We start from the raw sequence: 16,307 nt of genomic DNA on the forward strand, positions 1-16,307 counted from the left end.
TTGATTTTCATAAGGAGGAAATCTTAAATGACAGTTAAAGTAGGTATTAATGGTTTTGGACGTATTGGACGTCTAGCATTCCGTCGTATCCAAGATGTAGATGGAATCGAAGTAGTAGCAATCAACGACTTGACAGATGCTAAAATGTTGGCACACTTGTTAAAATACGACACAACTCAAGGACGTTTCAACGGAACAGTTGAAGTTCATGAAGGTTCATTCAACGTAAACGGAAAAGAAGTTAAAGTATTAGCTAACCGCAACCCAGAAGAATTACCATGGGGCGAACTAGGCGTAGATATCGTTCTAGAATGTACTGGTTTCTTCACTTCTAAATCAGCAGCTGAAAAACATTTGACAGCTGGTGCTAAACGCGTTGTTATCTCTGCTCCTGGCGGAAACGATGTTCCAACAATCGTTTATAACACAAACCACGAAACATTAACTGGTAAAGAAACAGTTATCTCAGGTGCTTCATGTACAACTAACTGTTTAGCTCCTATGGCTAAAACATTGAACGACAAATTTGGTGTTGTTGAAGGATTAATGACAACTATCCACGCTTACACAGGTGACCAAATGACTCTAGACGGACCTCATCCTAAAGGTGACTTCCGCCGTGCACGCGCTGCTGCTGCAAACATCGTTCCTAACTCAACAGGTGCTGCTAAAGCTATCGGTTTAGTAATCCCTGAATTGAACGGTAAATTAGACGGAGCTGCTCAACGTGTTCCTGTACCAACAGGTTCATTAACAGAATTAGTAACAGTTCTTGAAAAAGAAGTAACTGTTGACGAAATCAACGCAGCAATGAAAGAAGCTTCAAACGAATCTTACGGATACAACACAGACGAAATCGTTTCTTCAGATATCGTTGGTATGACTTACGGTTCATTATTTGATGCTACACAAACTAAAGTAATGACAGTTGGCGACAAACAATTAGTTAAAACTGTTGCTTGGTACGACAACGAAATGTCATACACTGCACAATTAGTACGTACTTTAGAATACTTCGCTAACTTATAAGATAGACAAACGTACAAGTGTAAATGATAGACATGTACATTTAAAAGCGGGGAAGCAATCGCGCTTCTTCCGCTTTTTTTGATAATAAGTTTATTCAGGAGGAAATAAAATGGCTAAGAAAACAGTGAAAGATATCGATTTAAAAGACAAAAAAGTTCTTGTCCGTGTTGACTTCAATGTTCCTTTGAAAGACGGCGTGATCACTGACGACACTCGTATCAAAGCAGCATTGCCAACAATCAACTACGTTTTAGAACAAGGCGGAAAAGCAATCCTTTTCTCTCACCTTGGACGTGTAAAAACAGAAGAAGATAAAGAAGGAAAATCTTTAGCTCCAGTTGCAAAACGTCTAGGCGAATTATTAGGTAAAGAAGTAACATTCGTACCTGAAACTCGCGGAGAACAATTAGAAGAAGCAATCCGCAACATGAAAGATGGCGACGTTGTCGTATTTGAAAACACACGTTTTGAAGATGTTGACGGTAAAAAAGAAAGCAAAAACGATACAGAGCTAGGAAAATACTGGGCTTCATTAGGTGATGTATTTGTTAACGATGCTTTCGGTACAGCTCACCGTGCGCATGCTTCTAACGTAGGTATCGCTTCAACTGGTATCCCAACAGTTGCTGGATTCTTGATGGAAAAAGAAATCAAGTTCATCGGTGAAGCAGTAGAAGAACCAAAACGCCCAATGATCGCAATCCTTGGTGGCGCAAAAGTTTCTGATAAAATCGGCGTAATCGAAAACTTGATTCCTAAAGCAGACAAAATCTTGATTGGTGGCGGAATGACTTACACATTCTACGAAGCAAAAGGAATCAAGATCGGTAACTCTCTAGTAGAAGCTGACAAAGTAGAACTAGCAAAAGAATTGATCGAAAAAGCAGGCGACAAACTTGTCTTGCCAATCGACAATGTCTGTGCACCAGAATTTTCAAATGATGTAGAAACACAAGTAATCGAAGGAGACATTCCTGACGGTTTGATGGCTTTAGACATCGGCCCAGCATCAGTAAAATTATTTGCTGATACATTACAAGGTGCAAAAACAGTTGTTTGGAACGGACCTATGGGTGTATTTGAAATGAGTAACTTTGCTAAAGGTACAATCGGTGTTTGTGAAGCAATCGCTAACTTAGAAGGCGCAACAACAATCATCGGCGGAGGAGACTCAGCTGCAGCAGCAGAACAATTAGGTTTTGCTGACAAATTCACACACATCTCAACAGGTGGCGGCGCAAGCTTGGAATTGCTTGAAGGTAAAGAATTACCAGGACTAGCAGCAATCAACGATAAATAAACAGCCAATTTTGCTCTATTCTGACGAGTAATCGATCAAAAGGTGAAGGGAGTTTTCATGACTCCCTAGCCATTTTTCAATAAATTAAGGAGTGTGTTCCTCAATGCGTAAACCTATTATCGCAGGTAACTGGAAAATGAACAAAACTGCATCCGAAGCAAAAGAATTTGCTGAAGCAGTAAAAAACAAAATCCCTTCAAATGACAAGGTTGATTCAGTCATCGGATCTCCTGCATTATTCTTACAAGAATTAATGACATCAGCTGAAGGTACAGAACTAAAAATCTCAGCACAAAACTGCTACTGGGAAAACTCAGGTGCGTTCACTGGTGAAACTTCACCAGCAGCTCTTGCTGATCTAGGTGTTCACTATGTGATCATCGGACATTCAGAACGTCGTGAATATTTCCATGAAACAGACGAAGACATCAATAAAAAAGCAAAAGCTATCTTTGCAAACGGTATGACACCAATCTTATGCTGTGGCGAATCTTTAGAAACATATGAAGTAGGCAAAACTGCTGAATGGATCGAAGGACAAATTACAGCTGGTTTAGCTGATCTTTCAGCTGAGCAAGTGTCAAACATGGTGATTGCTTATGAACCAATCTGGGCAATCGGTACTGGTAAATCAGCTGACGCACAAATCGCTGACGAAATTTGTGGTGTTGTACGTCAAACAGTTGAAAAACTTTATGGAAAAGAAGTATCAGAAGCTGTTCGTATCCAATACGGCGGTTCTGTAAAACCAGAAAATATTGCTGAATACATGGCAAAAGAAAATGTTGACGGTGCTTTAGTCGGCGGCGCAAGCTTGCAAGCAGATTCATTCTTGTCATTGTTAGACGCTGTAAAATAATTGGTGAAAATTTGCGAAAAATGCAAGAAATGTTTGCACTAATGAGCAAAATTAACTAAAATCGTATATGAGGGAAATCCCTTAGGAAAAAACAAACTCAAAGGAGAGACAAAACATGTCAATTATTACTGATGTTTACGCTCGCGAGATCTTAGACTCACGTGGTAACCCAACAATCGAAGTAGAAGTATACACAGAAAGCGGAGCTTTTGGCCGCGGAATGGTTCCTTCAGGTGCTTCAACTGGTGAATACGAAGCAGTTGAATTACGTGACGGAGACAAAGCTCGTTATGGCGGTAAAGGTGTAACTAAAGCTGTCGACAACGTAAACAACATCATTGCTGAAGCAATCATTGGCTACGATGTTCGTGACCAAATGGCTATCGACAAAGCTATGATCGCTTTAGACGGAACTCCTAACAAAGGTAAATTAGGTGCGAACGCTATTTTAGGTGTTTCTATCGCTGTTGCACGTGCAGCTGCTGACTACCTAGAAGTACCTTTATACCACTACCTAGGCGGATTCAACACGAAAGTATTGCCAACACCAATGATGAACATCATCAACGGCGGATCACATGCTGATAACTCAATCGACTTCCAAGAATTCATGATCATGCCTGTTGGCGCTCCAACATTCAAAGAAGCTCTACGTATGGGTGCTGAAGTATTCCACGCATTAGCTTCAATCTTGAAAGCTCGCGGATTAGCAACTTCTGTTGGTGACGAAGGTGGATTTGCTCCAAACCTTGGTTCAAACGAAGAAGGTTTCGAAGTAATCATCGAAGCAATCGAAAAAGCTGGCTATGTACCTGGTAAAGACGTTGTTCTTGCTATGGATGCTGCTTCTTCAGAATTCTACGACAAAGAAAAAGGCGTTTACGTACTAGCTGACTCAGGCGAAGGCGAAAAAACAACTGACGAAATGATCAAATTCTACGAAGAATTAGTTTCTAAATATCCAATCATCTCAATCGAAGACGGATTAGACGAAAACGACTGGGACGGATTCAAGAAATTAACTGACGTATTAGGCGACAAAGTTCAATTAGTTGGTGACGACTTATTCGTAACAAACACTCAAAAATTATCTGAAGGTATCGAAAAAGGAATTGCTAACTCAATCCTTATCAAAGTGAACCAAATCGGTACATTAACAGAAACTTTCGAAGCAATCGAAATGGCTAAAGAAGCTGGCTACACAGCAGTTGTATCTCACCGTTCTGGTGAAACAGAAGATTCAACAATCTCTGATATCGCTGTTGCAACAAACGCTGGTCAAATCAAAACAGGTTCTCTATCACGTACTGACCGTATTGCTAAATACAATCAATTACTACGTATCGAAGACCAACTTGGTGAAGTTGCAGAATACAAAGGTTTGAAATCTTTCTACAACTTGAAAAACAAATAATTCTTTTCTAATGAAGATACATGATCGACCGATTGAAAGATAGACGAGCATGATCACTTAGTTAAGTAATCAGACTCTCTACCTGCTGATTTCAGCAAGTAGAGAGTTTTTTTGTTGTGAAAATCATTTGATGAATAAATCTCTTTTTTAAGAACAGAAAAATCGGGAGAGTACATAAATTATTATAATAACAACCGTTTATTTATATATATCATATAAACCCTATTATATAAATATCCGTATTTATTAAAAATAACTCATAATTTTATTTTTGTAACTGGCTTTTGTATATAGTATTTACAAATATCGATACGAGACAATCGTATCGAAAAAAGTCAGTGATCAAGAGATAACATCGTATAGGACCTTTTAAGGATAGAACAATAAGAGAGGAGGAAGCAGTCTTCGTTTCATTCATATCCTTTTACGCTCGGATAGGATGATTCTCTTCAAAAAGGGGATGGCAATCTTCCTCTTTCGATAAAAATCATTTGAACAGGGAGACAGAAAAATGAAAAAATTTTTGAAGATACTGGGTCTTATCGGGTTAATAGGACTTGTTATCGTAGTAACACCCAAAGCGCACGCAGATGAAGTAGAAGAATATTTGACGAGAAATGCCTTACTTGGAGAAGAACTTGATAGATTTGAAGAAAACGAGCAACAGCAAGCCAAATTGAAACGCCTCTCTAAAAACTGTATGGACGAAATCGAGTTAAGAACGAAGTATGAGGAATATAAAGCGTTAGGGGTCTTAGAAGAAGATGTGACCTTTGAGCTTTTTACGCAGTTAGCCACCTCAGAACCTCCAACGGATCCAGTCGCTCCAGAATTTAGAAATGCAAGGACAAAAATGTATTATGGAGATATTTTGATTACGAACGACACTAGTTTTTGGGGAGTCACTGGACATGCTGGGATTTATTTAGGAAGTGTGGGGAAAAATCAGATCCTTTCAATTGAAGGATCAGGAAAACCACCAAAAACAATGAGCGTTCTAGAATGGGAATCAGCTTATGGAAAAAAAGGTACTTGGACGAAAATCTATCGGGTCGCAGAACAATATCAACCAAGATTAGCTGCTCGATGGGCATTAGATAATTACAATGATAAAAATTATAAATATGGGATAACTACAAATATTTTTGGGATGGATCCGACTTACTGTTCTAAAATCGTCTGGCAAGCTTATTGGTATGCTTCGGCTGCCGTGCAAGTAGGAGGGATGTATCAGCCGCTTATTGCTTTGCCATACGATCTTCCTGATTATTTTGATGAAAGAGCGATCCATATCTTAACATGGGAGAATTGATGATGAGAAGGAGGATTTCTAAAAAAAGAAATTACTGTTCTAAGATTTTTATTTCGATAGGTTTACTGTTAGGGGGTACATGGCTCTATCAATTTCCAATCAAGAAACATATAGCTACACGAGCACTGTATCAATTATTAGAGGAGGAATACCAATTAACCGATTATGATATTTTTATTTCAAGAGTGGTGAAAGATACGAAAAGTGGTAGAGGCGGTGTCAGTATTTTTTTCATGGTAAGGAATAGTGTGTATGTGTATGAATATGACTACTCTCTTGAAGAAAATAATTGGCTACGTGGTTATTACGTAAGTAGGAGTAGCTATAGATCATGTGATACTCTTATTTTCAATGATGAGGAATAAAATGATTTGACTATAGAAGAACAGTTCAACGAAGTAGCTTCTCTTGTTTTTTTACTTGGTTGGATTTACTAGCGTAGAGGCAAGAATTGGAAAGCCATTTACTTGGAAAAGGGGAATGTGACGCTGCTTTTGTCACGCCCTTTTTTTCTGTGGCCTCTCTTATTTGTAAATCTAGGTGCACTCCAATACAATAAAAGAAACAGCAAAGGAGAAGATTAGATGAAAAAAGAAGAAAAAATTGCGATTTTACAAGAGATCATCCGAATAAAATCAGTGAATGGGAACGAAGGCGAAGTAGCAGCTTATTTGAATAAGATTTTGGAAAAACATGGCATAATAGGTGAAATCGTTTCTTACAGTAATGGTAGAGATAATCTGATTGCTCAATTCCAAAAAGGGCAATCAGGAAAAGTGTTAGGCCTATCTGGTCATATGGATGTCGTGGCGGCGGGGGATGAATCGTCTTGGACCTATGCGCCCTTTGCAGCAGAAATCCATGGGAATCGTTTGTATGGACGTGGTGCTACAGATATGAAGAGTGGCTTGGCGGCGATGGTGATTGCCATGATCGAGCTCAAAGAGTCAGGAAAAGCATTTAACGGAACAGTCAAATTATTAGCCACTGTCGGAGAAGAAGTGGGTGAATTAGGTGGGGAACAGCTCACGAAAGCAGGCTATGTGGATGACTTAGATGCCTTGATCATCGGAGAGCCAACTAATTACAGTTTGATGTACACACACATGGGATCAATCAACTATACGGTCATCTCGCACGGAAAAGAAGCGCATAGCTCTATGCCAGACCAAGGCTATAATGCGATCAATCATCTAAATGAATTCATTACGAAAGCAAATGCTGAAATGAATTACCTCGCTGAAACAATCGAGAATCCCGTCTTAGGAAAAACAATCCATAATGTCACGTTGATCAGCGGCGGCAATCAAGTAAACAGCATTCCGAGCCACGCGCAGCTTCAAGGGAATATACGATCGATTCCTGAATATCCAAATGATAAAATCATTACATTACTGCAATCAATCGTCAAGGAATTGAATGAAGAGACAGACTACCATTTGGAATTGACGATCGATTACAACAAAATACCTGTCAAAGCTGATCCAGATTCTCCTTTGATTCATTGCATTCAGCAACAATTCAGTCAGCCATTACCTTTAGTTGGAGCGGCAGCAACCACAGATGCAGCCGAATTTACAAAAGCTGACCACTCCTTCGATTTTGTCGTCTTTGGGCCTGGTGTCGTTACTTTGCCTCATCAAGTAGATGAGTATGTCGAGCTCGATAATTATTTAGATATGATCGAAAAATATCAAGCCATTATTTTATCTTACTTAGCGTAAGTTTTTTTAATCGATGAAAAATAGAGCCAGATGAGCAACTTTTTGCTCATTTGGCTCTGTTTGTTCATCCTATTTTTCTCTTGGAATATATCAAGCGCTGCGGCAACATAGTGATGACTAATGTAACAACGACGATAGATAGCAGACGGTCAAGGTAGTCTGTGCCCGCCTGTACCAAGATCACACTGATGGTTTGATCGAAACCTAACCCATGTAACAATTGGACGATCATGCTAGATCCTGAGGAAGTGATTCCGCCAAATAACTGAACGGTAATGATCGAAGAAACGATCGTTCCAGGTACAGACAAAATCAAAGCGAGTAATAAAAGTTTCAAACGTTTTTTATCTTTGTCGAGATACCTTGGTAAAATCAATCCAGCCAACAAACCTGTGAGGATTTGGATCGGTGAATAATACAGTGAAAAAATATCTGTAGTCACCCCGCTTAATACCCCACTGGATAGTCCTGTCAACATTCCTGGTATGGGACCAAGTAACGCGCCAGCAAAAATCGTTCCAATAGAGTCTAGATAGATTGGCAAACGAAGCCATAAAGCAATCGTTCCTCCAACATAATTGATCCCAATACACAAAGCCATCATTGTAAGTACGCGAGTTGCCATCTTGTTTTTATTCATTTTGTCAGCCCATCTTTAACCTTTCCAAATCTTTCATAATCGTTTCTTCTTGTGCATTTAAAAGAACGGTTAAAAACTTTTGGAAAAAAAGACGAGTATCTACTTTTGTCATAATTTTACTGTTAGCAGGTTTCTGCCAAAATTCATAACGGTCAACCAATGTTTGTCCACGACTTAGTCCTTGAGTTTCTACAGCAGTGAAGCTTTTAAAGCCTTCACAGATGGACTCATCGATAAAATAAGCAACAGCTAATGGATCATTGATGACACACCCCAAGATTCTTTCTTGTTTCCAGTGAAAGTCAAAATAAAAACGAGTGATCGCTTTTAGATACTCTCCCTCTTCAGGATTCATTTGGCAGCAATATTCAAGGATAGTCGGTGTCAAGACGATTTCTCTTGTCACATCTAACCCAACCATTTCTATCGGTTGTTTGAGCTTCTCGAATACATAAGAAGCTGCTTCAGGATCACACCAGTAATTGTATTCAGCAACTGGTGAACAGTTACCATGGCTTTTGTAAGTTCCGCCCATTGAGACAAAACGATCCATATGTTTTCCAACAGATGGATTGTTTTTCAAAGCAGAAGCGATATTGGTCAAAGGACCCAAAGCAATGACTGATGTATCTGTTTTTTCTTTGAAATAATCAGCCAGAAAATCAACTGCATGGAGCGATTCTGCCTGTTTTGCTAAGACCATCGGGAAATTTGTGTCCCCTAATCCATCCAACCCATGAGTGTCTTGCGCACTAATGAAAGGTTGCTTCAAAGGTTTTTCCATTCCTTGATAAACAGGAATATCTAAACGATCACAGCGTTCCAAACATTTCAGCACATTCTGCGTACCGATATCTACAGGGACATTCCCGCAAACGACGGTAATAGCAACTACTTCGATATCAGGGGATTTGACAGCTAGTGATAAAGCTAAAGTGTCGTCGATCCCTGGATCGCAATCAATAATTACTTTTCGCATTATTTCCAATCTCCTTTCTTTAGAGATACTTAGTTTTTTATTCTGGGAAGTTTCCGAACCAGTCCAAGACGAGCGTCTTGTTTATAATGCACGAAATTAGTATACTGGCTTTTATTGTGAATGTAAATGCTCTCTTACAAGTAAATCTATTGAGAAGAACTTTAAGTAAATGATACAATGAAAAGGAAATGGAATTTACGTGTGCCGAAGAAAAAGAATCCTATTGATCGGTATATTGTATAATAAATAGATTATAGTTTGGCAGAAAGCGGCGGGTGTACGATGGTTATTTTTTATTTCATTCTTATTCTGATAATTATAGGAATCAGTTACCATTTTCTTTCTTATTTTTATGCAAAGAAATTAGTAAGAGCGGGAGTTCAGAGAGGCTATGACTGGTATGAAGACACTGGGCACCGCTTGATGGATCCTGCTGCAGTCACGTCAGTAGAAAAAAAGCGACAAAAATTAGAAGAAGAGTGTGAAAGCTTCTGGGAACAAGGAATACCGAAAACGATCAAAAGTTATGACGGGTTGAAACTAGCTGGACAGATGTTCATCCAACCAACTCAGCAGAATAAATGGGTCATTTGTGTACATGATTATCGAAGTACAGGGAAAAGAGATATGTCTCATATAGGTAAAAGATATGCAGAGAAAGGATTCAACGTTCTTATACCCGATTTACGTGCGCATGGAGAAAGTGAAGGAGAAATCATCGGAATGGGATGGCTAGACCGGCTAGATTTAATTGCATGGATCCAACTCATCTTAGATGAACAACCAGATGCATCCATTATTTTGCACGGGGGTTCAATGGGCGCTTCTACAATTATGATGGCAAGTGGTGAAAAGCTTCCATCTGCAGTCAAAGGATTTATCTTAGACAGCGGATATGTTTCTGTTTATGCGGAATTTCGGTACATGTTAAGTAAAATCACGGTCTTTCCTAAAAAAATGATTATGAGATATGCGAATCACTATGCTCAGAAATACGCAGGTTATTCTTTAAAGCAAGCATCAGCTACAAGACAGCTTGGTAGTAACCATTTGCCTTTGTTAGTCATCCATAGTGAAAGAGATCATTTTGTTCCTACAGAAGCAGCATACACGATTCAAAACGCTACGGCAGGGGATAAAGCATTACTGCTTGTTCCAGAAGCAGAACATTTGGAAGCATCGATGAAAGATCCGAAGACCTATTGGACAGTGATTTTTTCATTTATTGAACAAAGAATAACGATGGATTGATTTCCTCTTCCTTTTTGTAAGCAATCCGAGGATAAATAATTGTTTATAGACCAGGAGACTGTTAAAATAAGGTAGGAATAAAAAAATATCAGTTATTTGAGGAGTGCGGCATATGGAAATCAAAGAGGAAAAAAATCGTCTTGCTTTATTCAATGATGAGCAACAAGAAATCGGAGAAATGACATGGTCGGATGCGGGGCCAGACATCATGATCATTGACCATACATTTGTCGATCCAGCATATCGTGGTCAAAAATTAGCTGAAAAGCTAGTGTATACTGGAGTAGAACTAGCAAGACGTGAAGGGAAAAAGATCATCCCTTTATGCCCTTACGCAAAAAAAGAGTTTGAGAAGAAACCAGAATATCATGACGTCTTACGCCAATCATAATAATAACAGCTGAAAGTTTTGCACTTTCAGCTGTTTTTCCATTTATATAGAGTTGTCACGGAGTTTTATCTATGATAAAGTTAAAGAGACGATATCTTTTGGGAAGGAGGCTGCTATATGTATAATTTAATTTTGGGAATCGTGATCGTTTTATCAATTGTTATGGTCATTGCGATTATGATGCAGCCAAGCAAGCAAAATAGTGCAGCGAGTGCATTTACCGGCGGTGCGGATCAACTATTCGGCAAACAAAAAGCTCGCGGCTTTGAAGCTGTCATGCAGCGATCAACTGCAGTCATGGGAGCTGTCTGGATGATCTTATTATTTGTCCTAGCATTTTTATCTTCGAAGTAGTCGAATAAGCCTCTCGCACAACGGCGGGCGGCTTTTTTTATTGCAAAGAGAACGCTTAAGAAGAAGTTATGAAAGAAACTATGGTAAAATGAGGCGAAAGAGGTGAAACGAGTGAAACAATTACCAAAACCCCTTTATGCAAAACATGGAAAACGAGCAGTTTTGCTGCTTCATGCGTACTCAGGAAGTCCAAATGATGTCCGGATGCTCGCACGGTTTTTAGAAAAAGCAGATTATACAGTCTATGCGCCGCTATTTAAAGGACATGGAACGATGGAGCCATATGATATCTTGCAAGAAAAAGCAGAAATCTGGTGGGCAGATACTAAAAAAGCCATCCATTTTTTACAGTCTGAACAGTTTTCTGATATTGCCGTATTGGGACTATCGATGGGTGGCATCTTTGCTGTACGGGCACTAGAAGAAGAATCAGTAATTGGCGGCGGTTTTTTCTGTTCGCCCCTGTCTCCTGTAAAAACAAACGTGCCTGAAAATTTTGAAAAATATGTACGTCAAGTGCTGAAGATAGCAGGCAAATCTGAAAAAGAAATCAATGAAAAAGCAGTGTCTTATCGCTCGTTAGCTGAACATCAATTAATGGATATACAAGACCAAGCAGCAATCGCAGAAAGTAGACTATCAGATATCCAACAGCCGATATTTTTAGCTCAAGCTGGGAAAGATGAAATGATCGACCCAAATGGTGTATTTGAAACGGCACGCAAATTGAGCCGCCAACGGGTGACACTTCAATGGTATCCTGAAAGCGGTCATGTGATTACAGTTGGCACAGCAAGACGCGAATTAGAAAAAGACGTGTTGGAATTTTTAGAAAAATTACCTTGGAATGAGGAATAAATATGACAAAAGAAACAATAAAAGAGAAAATTCTCTTTTTCATGGAAAGCAGTCGCAAACGTAGTTTTTCTATGGAAGAAATCGCTGAAGGTCTAGGCTTTCAAAAAAGCGATGATTTTAAATTACTAGTACAAACGATTGCTCAAATGGAAAGAGAACAGAGTATCGTTTTCAATAAAAAAGGAAAAGTGAAACTTCCTTTAAAGCCAATCTTGGTCGAAGGGACATTTCGGTCAAATGAACGAGGATTTGGATTTGTAACGATTGATCCCGAAGAAGATGATATCTATATCCCGAAAGAAGCGACTGGCTTTGCAATGGATGGGGATACCGTAGCAATTGATATCATGAAGCGAGCAAATACAGATATGGATCGCGGAGCAGAGGGAAAAGTAGTGGAGATTCGAGACCGAGCGACTACTCAGTTAGCCGGAGAATTTGTTGCTTATTCAGACGAAGAGATACAGGAAACGGATCTTTATGGTGTGGTCATCCCGAAAGATAGAAAGCTTAACCAATTCAAAGTGTATGCAGCGGCAGAGGGAGTTCGTCCAGTTGACGGAAGTATTGTACTGATCGAACTGACCCATTACCCTGAAAAAGGGTATGCGACTAGTTTAGAAGGGATAATCAAGCAAGTGATTGGTCATAAGAATGACCCTGGCATGGATATCCTCTCGATTGTCGTGGCTAACGGTATTCCTACAAAATTTCCTGATGATGTATTGTCTGAGGCAGATGAAGTTCCAGACCAGATCAGCGAAACGGATATTGTTGGACGCAGAGATTTAAGAAATCAGCTCATTGTTACAATTGATGGAGAAGATGCAAAAGATCTAGATGATGCAGTAACGGTAAAAAAATTAGAAAATGGTAATTATTTTCTTGGAGTACACATTGCAGATGTATCTTACTATGTGACGCAAGGCAGTCAACTGGACAGAGAAGCATACGAAAGAGGAACAAGTGTCTATTTGACCGATCGAGTGATTCCGATGATCCCACAACGTTTATCCAATGGTATCTGTTCATTGAATCCCCATGTTCCACGACTCACCATGAGTTGTGAAATGGAGATCGATCCAAATGGACAAGTTGTCTCACATGAGATTTTTCCAAGTGTGATCCAAACAACAGAACGGATGACCTACACAGCTGTCAATCAAATCTTAGAAGATCAAGATGAAGAAACGATGCAACGCTATGCTCAGCTCGTGCCTATGTTCCAAGAAATGGGTGAATTGCATCGAATCCTCGAAACGATGCGAATTAAACGTGGAGCGATTTCTTTTGAGGATCGTGAAGCGAAGATCCTTGTTGATGCTGAAGGACATCCAAATGACATCCAGCTAAGAAGCAGAGGGATAGGTGAACGCTTGATCGAATCCTTTATGCTTGCCGCCAACGAAACGGTAGCTGAACATTATAATAAATTAAATCTTCCGTTTATTTATCGAATCCATGAACAGCCAAAAGAAGAAAAAATGCAGCGCTTCTTTGATTTTGCTTCAGCTTTGGGCATTCTGGTACGAGGAACGAAAGGAACGATTACACCAAAAGATTTACAGCATGTGATCGAAGGAGTAGAAGATAAACCAGAAGCAGCAGTTATCAATACTATGTTGCTAAGAAGTATGCAACAAGCACGCTATTCAGAAGATAATTTTGGACATTATGGCTTAGCAGCAGATTACTACACACATTTTACATCTCCTATTCGACGATATCCCGATCTGATCGTCCATCGGCTGATCCGTTCCTATAGCCAAGATAAAAGTGAAAGCATTCAAAGTTTATGGGCTGAGGAACTTCCTGAAATCGCAGATCATAGTTCTAAGATGGAGCGTCGCGCAGTAGAAACAGAACGTGAAGTAGATGCGATGAAGAAAGCAGAATTCATGATGGACAAAGTGGGAGAAGAATTCGACGGGATCATCAGCTCTGTTGTGAAATTCGGACTGTTTATCGAACTGCCGAATACAGTAGAAGGATTGATCCATATCAATGAATTGAAACAAGACTACTTCCATTTTATTGAAAATCATTTAGCACTTGTTGGTGAAAGAACCGGTCTGACTTTTAAAATCGGACAAAAAGTGCGCGTAAAAGTAGTCAAAGCTGATCCAGATGAACGAGCAGTGGATTTTGAACTCGTTTCCGCAGAAGAGGTCACTGCGTTGGAACGTCCAAAATCACGCAATGGAAAATCTGGAAAACGAGAAGGAAAACAAGCAGGCAAACGCTCAGAAAAAAATGGCAAGAAGAACAAACGATATAGTGATAGTAAGCAAACGTTCGGTAAGAAAAAAGGGAAAAAGCCATTTTACAAAGGTGTCAAAAAGAAGAAAAAGAAAAAATAAAATGAGTTGGAGGAAACAGCTATGCCAAAAGGCGAGGGAAAATTAATTGCACAAAACAAGAAAGCTCGCCATGATTATTCGATCATCGACACGATGGAAGCAGGGATGGTCTTGCAAGGAACGGAGATCAAGTCGATACGAAACAGCCGGATCAATCTGAAAGATGGATTTATTCGTGTCCGCAACGGGGAAGCTTTCTTGCATAATGTTCATATCAGTCCTTATGAACAAGGAAATATTTTTAATCATGATCCGTTGCGCACGAGAAAACTATTATTGCACAAGAAACAAATCGTTCGTCTTGAAAACGAATTGAAAAACACGGGAATCACTGTTGTTCCTTTAAAAGTCTATATTCGTAACGGCTATGCCAAGGTATTGATTGGTCTGGCAAAAGGAAAAAAATCGTATGATAAACGGGAAGATTTGAAACGAAAAGATATCGATCGACAAATTGATCGAACATTAAAAAATTTCTCTAGATAATTTCATTATCCTTTTTCGCATATTCGGTGCTTTTGCTTTTACTTAATGATAAAATTTGTTAGCATTTAATCTGATAAAACATGATTATCACAGGTTTTTTCTTAGATCAGGAGCACCGTGCATGGGGAAAAATTCGCTTCGTTTTTGACTGAAATAAAAAAGTGTCTAATTTTCATGAAAATGTTTTGAATTTTCTGTTTCATGGTGGTATGATACCGTGTGGTTAGAAACCGATTGGAAAAAACCAGATACGCACATGAATTGATTTTATGTGAATTTCGGGGAAAAGAGGTGAAATGGATTGGATGAACGCTCGCTAACGTTCCACATTGGACCAATTTGGTTTGATGGTACAGTTTGTATAATGGTGTTACTGACCTGTTTGATTGTTTTCTTCTTAGCTTACTTTTTTACAAGAAATCTTAAGTTGAAACCAACAGGCAAACAAAATGCGATAGAATGGGTCATTGATTTTAGTCGAGGAATCGTAACAGATAATCTGCCTAGAAAAGAATTGAGCAATTTCCATTTGTTGGCATTTACATTGTTTTTATTTGTTTTTGTTGCAAACAACATCGGTTTAGTAACAAAAATCGTCTTACCTAACGAAACAACGCTTTGGAAAAGCCCGACAGCAGACCCGTTTGTTACTTTAACTTTGGCATTTATAATGATCTTACTTACTCACTTATTCGGGGTGAAAAAGTTAGGCTTCAAAGGATATTTCGTAAATTCGTTCTTGAAACCCTATAGTTTTATGTTTCCGATGAAACTGATTGAAGAATTTACAAACTTATTAACACTTGCTTTACGTCTTTATGGGAATATTTATGCGGGGGAAGTTTTGCTAACCTTGATTGCAAAAATGATGACAAGCTTAGGCTGGTTCTCATTACCATTAGCAATTCCATTAGAGATGGTATGGATCGCGTTCTCCTTGTTTATTGGGAGCATCCAAGCATTTGTCTTTGTTACTTTGTCAATGGTTTATATGAGCCATAAGATTGAAGTAGAAGAATAATACTCGGTTAAAAAACAAACTACTATTTATCTATTTTAGGAGGAAAACAATTATGAATTATATCGCAGCAGCAATCGCAATCATGGGAGCAGCAATCGGAGCCGGTTATGGTAACGGTCAAGTTATCTCTAAAACAATCGAATCAATGGCTCGCCAACCTGAAATGTCTGGTCAATTCCGTACAACAATGTTTATCGGGGTAGCTCTAGTTGAAGCTGTTCCTATCTTAGGGGTAGTTATCGCCTTGATTCTAGTTTTTGCCGTTTAATTGAATCAGTATTAAGGCAGAAACAACATCGTTTGTTACTGCTTTTTTACATGGAAACTAG

General features: G+C 39.1%; 17 protein-coding genes and 1 riboswitch. Of the genes, 15 read left to right on the forward strand and 2 right to left on the reverse strand.

Annotation, left to right across the window (positions count from 1 at the left end):
- The first annotated feature begins 27 nt into the window (after positions 1 to 27).
- From gap to IGK53_RS03620, 7 genes are all read left to right on the forward strand, one after another.
- Positions 28 to 1,029, forward strand: coding sequence for a type I glyceraldehyde-3-phosphate dehydrogenase (gene gap / locus IGK53_RS03590; protein WP_002292818.1), 1,002 nt, complete (start codon positions 28 to 30; stop codon positions 1,027 to 1,029).
- 109 nt (positions 1,030 to 1,138) lie between these two features.
- Positions 1,139 to 2,329, forward strand: a complete 1,191-nt coding sequence (locus tag IGK53_RS03595) for a phosphoglycerate kinase (protein WP_002292817.1) — start codon at positions 1,139 to 1,141, stop codon at positions 2,327 to 2,329.
- Positions 2,330 to 2,432: 103 nt separating this feature from the next.
- Complete coding sequence (gene tpiA / locus IGK53_RS03600) at positions 2,433 to 3,188, forward strand: triose-phosphate isomerase (protein WP_073357425.1); 756 nt, start codon at positions 2,433 to 2,435, stop codon at positions 3,186 to 3,188.
- A 115-nt stretch (positions 3,189 to 3,303) separates the two neighbouring features.
- Entirely contained in the window at positions 3,304 to 4,602 is a 1,299-nt protein-coding gene (eno, locus tag IGK53_RS03605; protein WP_002292812.1) for a phosphopyruvate hydratase, read from the forward strand.
- Positions 4,603 to 5,113: 511 nt separating this feature from the next.
- Entirely contained in the window at positions 5,114 to 5,914 is an 801-nt protein-coding gene (locus IGK53_RS03610; protein WP_080489342.1) for a YiiX/YebB-like N1pC/P60 family cysteine hydrolase, read from the forward strand.
- Positions 5,915 to 5,916: 2 nt separating this feature from the next.
- The gene (locus IGK53_RS03615; RefSeq protein ID WP_002346068.1) at positions 5,917 to 6,279 is read left to right on the forward strand and encodes a hypothetical protein; all 363 of its coding nucleotides are present in this window, start codon (positions 5,917 to 5,919) and stop codon (positions 6,277 to 6,279) included.
- 219 nt (positions 6,280 to 6,498) lie between these two features.
- Positions 6,499 to 7,638, forward strand: coding sequence for an ArgE/DapE family deacylase (locus IGK53_RS03620; protein ID WP_271104443.1), 1,140 nt, complete (start codon positions 6,499 to 6,501; stop codon positions 7,636 to 7,638).
- Between the two features lie 64 nt (positions 7,639 to 7,702).
- On the opposite strand, the gene IGK53_RS03625 is transcribed toward IGK53_RS03620, so the two are convergent.
- Complete coding sequence (locus tag IGK53_RS03625; RefSeq protein ID WP_047937050.1) at positions 7,703 to 8,278, reverse strand: ECF transporter S component; 576 nt, start codon at positions 8,276 to 8,278, stop codon at positions 7,703 to 7,705.
- A gap of 4 nt (positions 8,279 to 8,282) precedes the next feature.
- A complete protein-coding gene (locus tag IGK53_RS03630) occupies positions 8,283 to 9,257 on the reverse strand; it encodes a nucleoside hydrolase (protein WP_073357427.1) in 975 nt (324 codons plus the stop codon).
- A 23-nt stretch (positions 9,258 to 9,280) separates the two neighbouring features.
- Positions 9,281 to 9,325, reverse strand: a riboswitch (PreQ1 riboswitch).
- Between the two features lie 214 nt (positions 9,326 to 9,539).
- On the opposite strand from IGK53_RS03630, the gene IGK53_RS03635 reads away from it, so the two are divergent.
- The 8 genes from IGK53_RS03635 to atpE all read left to right on the forward strand — a co-directional run bounded on the left by IGK53_RS03635 (position 9,540) and on the right by atpE (position 16,246).
- Entirely contained in the window at positions 9,540 to 10,508 is a 969-nt protein-coding gene (locus tag IGK53_RS03635; protein WP_002313487.1) for an alpha/beta hydrolase, read from the forward strand.
- Positions 10,509 to 10,620: 112 nt separating this feature from the next.
- Positions 10,621 to 10,899 carry a GNAT family N-acetyltransferase gene (locus IGK53_RS03640; RefSeq protein WP_002300467.1) on the forward strand — a complete coding sequence of 93 codons (279 nt, stop codon included), beginning with the start codon at positions 10,621 to 10,623 and terminating at the stop codon, positions 10,897 to 10,899.
- Positions 10,900 to 11,016: 117 nt separating this feature from the next.
- Positions 11,017 to 11,253: a preprotein translocase subunit SecG gene (gene secG, locus IGK53_RS03645; protein ID WP_002292802.1), complete on the forward strand. Its 237-nt coding sequence runs from the start codon at positions 11,017 to 11,019 to the stop codon at positions 11,251 to 11,253.
- 102 nt (positions 11,254 to 11,355) lie between these two features.
- Positions 11,356 to 12,111 carry an alpha/beta hydrolase gene (locus IGK53_RS03650; protein ID WP_002308573.1) on the forward strand — a complete coding sequence of 252 codons (756 nt, stop codon included), beginning with the start codon at positions 11,356 to 11,358 and terminating at the stop codon, positions 12,109 to 12,111.
- 2 nt (positions 12,112 to 12,113) lie between these two features.
- A complete protein-coding gene (gene rnr, locus IGK53_RS03655; RefSeq protein WP_073357429.1) occupies positions 12,114 to 14,471 on the forward strand; it encodes a ribonuclease R in 2,358 nt (785 codons plus the stop codon).
- A 21-nt stretch (positions 14,472 to 14,492) separates the two neighbouring features.
- Complete coding sequence (gene smpB / locus IGK53_RS03660) at positions 14,493 to 14,957, forward strand: SsrA-binding protein SmpB (protein WP_002292799.1); 465 nt, start codon at positions 14,493 to 14,495, stop codon at positions 14,955 to 14,957.
- Between the two features lie 301 nt (positions 14,958 to 15,258).
- A complete protein-coding gene (gene atpB / locus IGK53_RS03665) occupies positions 15,259 to 15,978 on the forward strand; it encodes a F0F1 ATP synthase subunit A (RefSeq protein WP_002300474.1) in 720 nt (239 codons plus the stop codon).
- A 52-nt stretch (positions 15,979 to 16,030) separates the two neighbouring features.
- Complete coding sequence (gene atpE, locus IGK53_RS03670; RefSeq protein WP_002292797.1) at positions 16,031 to 16,246, forward strand: ATP synthase F0 subunit C; 216 nt, start codon at positions 16,031 to 16,033, stop codon at positions 16,244 to 16,246.
- The last annotated feature ends 61 nt before the right edge of the window (positions 16,247 to 16,307 follow it).

The organism is Enterococcus sp. DIV1224 (assembly GCF_050555455.1).
Classification (GTDB): domain Bacteria; phylum Bacillota; class Bacilli; order Lactobacillales; family Enterococcaceae; genus Enterococcus_B; species Enterococcus_B lactis.

Excerpts from the sequence above, each read along its gene's own strand:
- IGK53_RS03635 (WP_002313487.1), top strand. The coding sequence starts at position 9,540 with ATGGTTATTTTTTATTTCATTCTTATTCTGATAATTATAGGAATCAGT.
- eno (WP_002292812.1), top strand. The coding sequence starts at position 3,304 with ATGTCAATTATTACTGATGTTTACGCTCGCGAGATCTTAGACTCACGT.
- rnr (WP_073357429.1), top strand. The coding sequence starts at position 12,114 with ATGACAAAAGAAACAATAAAAGAGAAAATTCTCTTTTTCATGGAAAGC.
- IGK53_RS03610 (WP_080489342.1), top strand. The coding sequence starts at position 5,114 with ATGAAAAAATTTTTGAAGATACTGGGTCTTATCGGGTTAATAGGACTT.
- secG (WP_002292802.1), top strand. The coding sequence starts at position 11,017 with ATGTATAATTTAATTTTGGGAATCGTGATCGTTTTATCAATTGTTATG.
- atpE (WP_002292797.1), top strand. The coding sequence starts at position 16,031 with ATGAATTATATCGCAGCAGCAATCGCAATCATGGGAGCAGCAATCGGA.
- IGK53_RS03625 (WP_047937050.1), bottom strand. The coding sequence starts at position 8,278 with ATGAATAAAAACAAGATGGCAACTCGCGTACTTACAATGATGGCTTTG.
- IGK53_RS03640 (WP_002300467.1), top strand. The coding sequence starts at position 10,621 with ATGGAAATCAAAGAGGAAAAAAATCGTCTTGCTTTATTCAATGATGAG.
- gap (WP_002292818.1), top strand. The coding sequence starts at position 28 with ATGACAGTTAAAGTAGGTATTAATGGTTTTGGACGTATTGGACGTCTA.
- smpB (WP_002292799.1), top strand. The coding sequence starts at position 14,493 with ATGCCAAAAGGCGAGGGAAAATTAATTGCACAAAACAAGAAAGCTCGC.
- IGK53_RS03620 (WP_271104443.1), top strand. The coding sequence starts at position 6,499 with ATGAAAAAAGAAGAAAAAATTGCGATTTTACAAGAGATCATCCGAATA.
- IGK53_RS03595 (WP_002292817.1), top strand. The coding sequence starts at position 1,139 with ATGGCTAAGAAAACAGTGAAAGATATCGATTTAAAAGACAAAAAAGTT.
- tpiA (WP_073357425.1), top strand. The coding sequence starts at position 2,433 with ATGCGTAAACCTATTATCGCAGGTAACTGGAAAATGAACAAAACTGCA.
- IGK53_RS03630 (WP_073357427.1), bottom strand. The coding sequence starts at position 9,257 with ATGCGAAAAGTAATTATTGATTGCGATCCAGGGATCGACGACACTTTA.
- IGK53_RS03615 (WP_002346068.1), top strand. The coding sequence starts at position 5,917 with ATGAGAAGGAGGATTTCTAAAAAAAGAAATTACTGTTCTAAGATTTTT.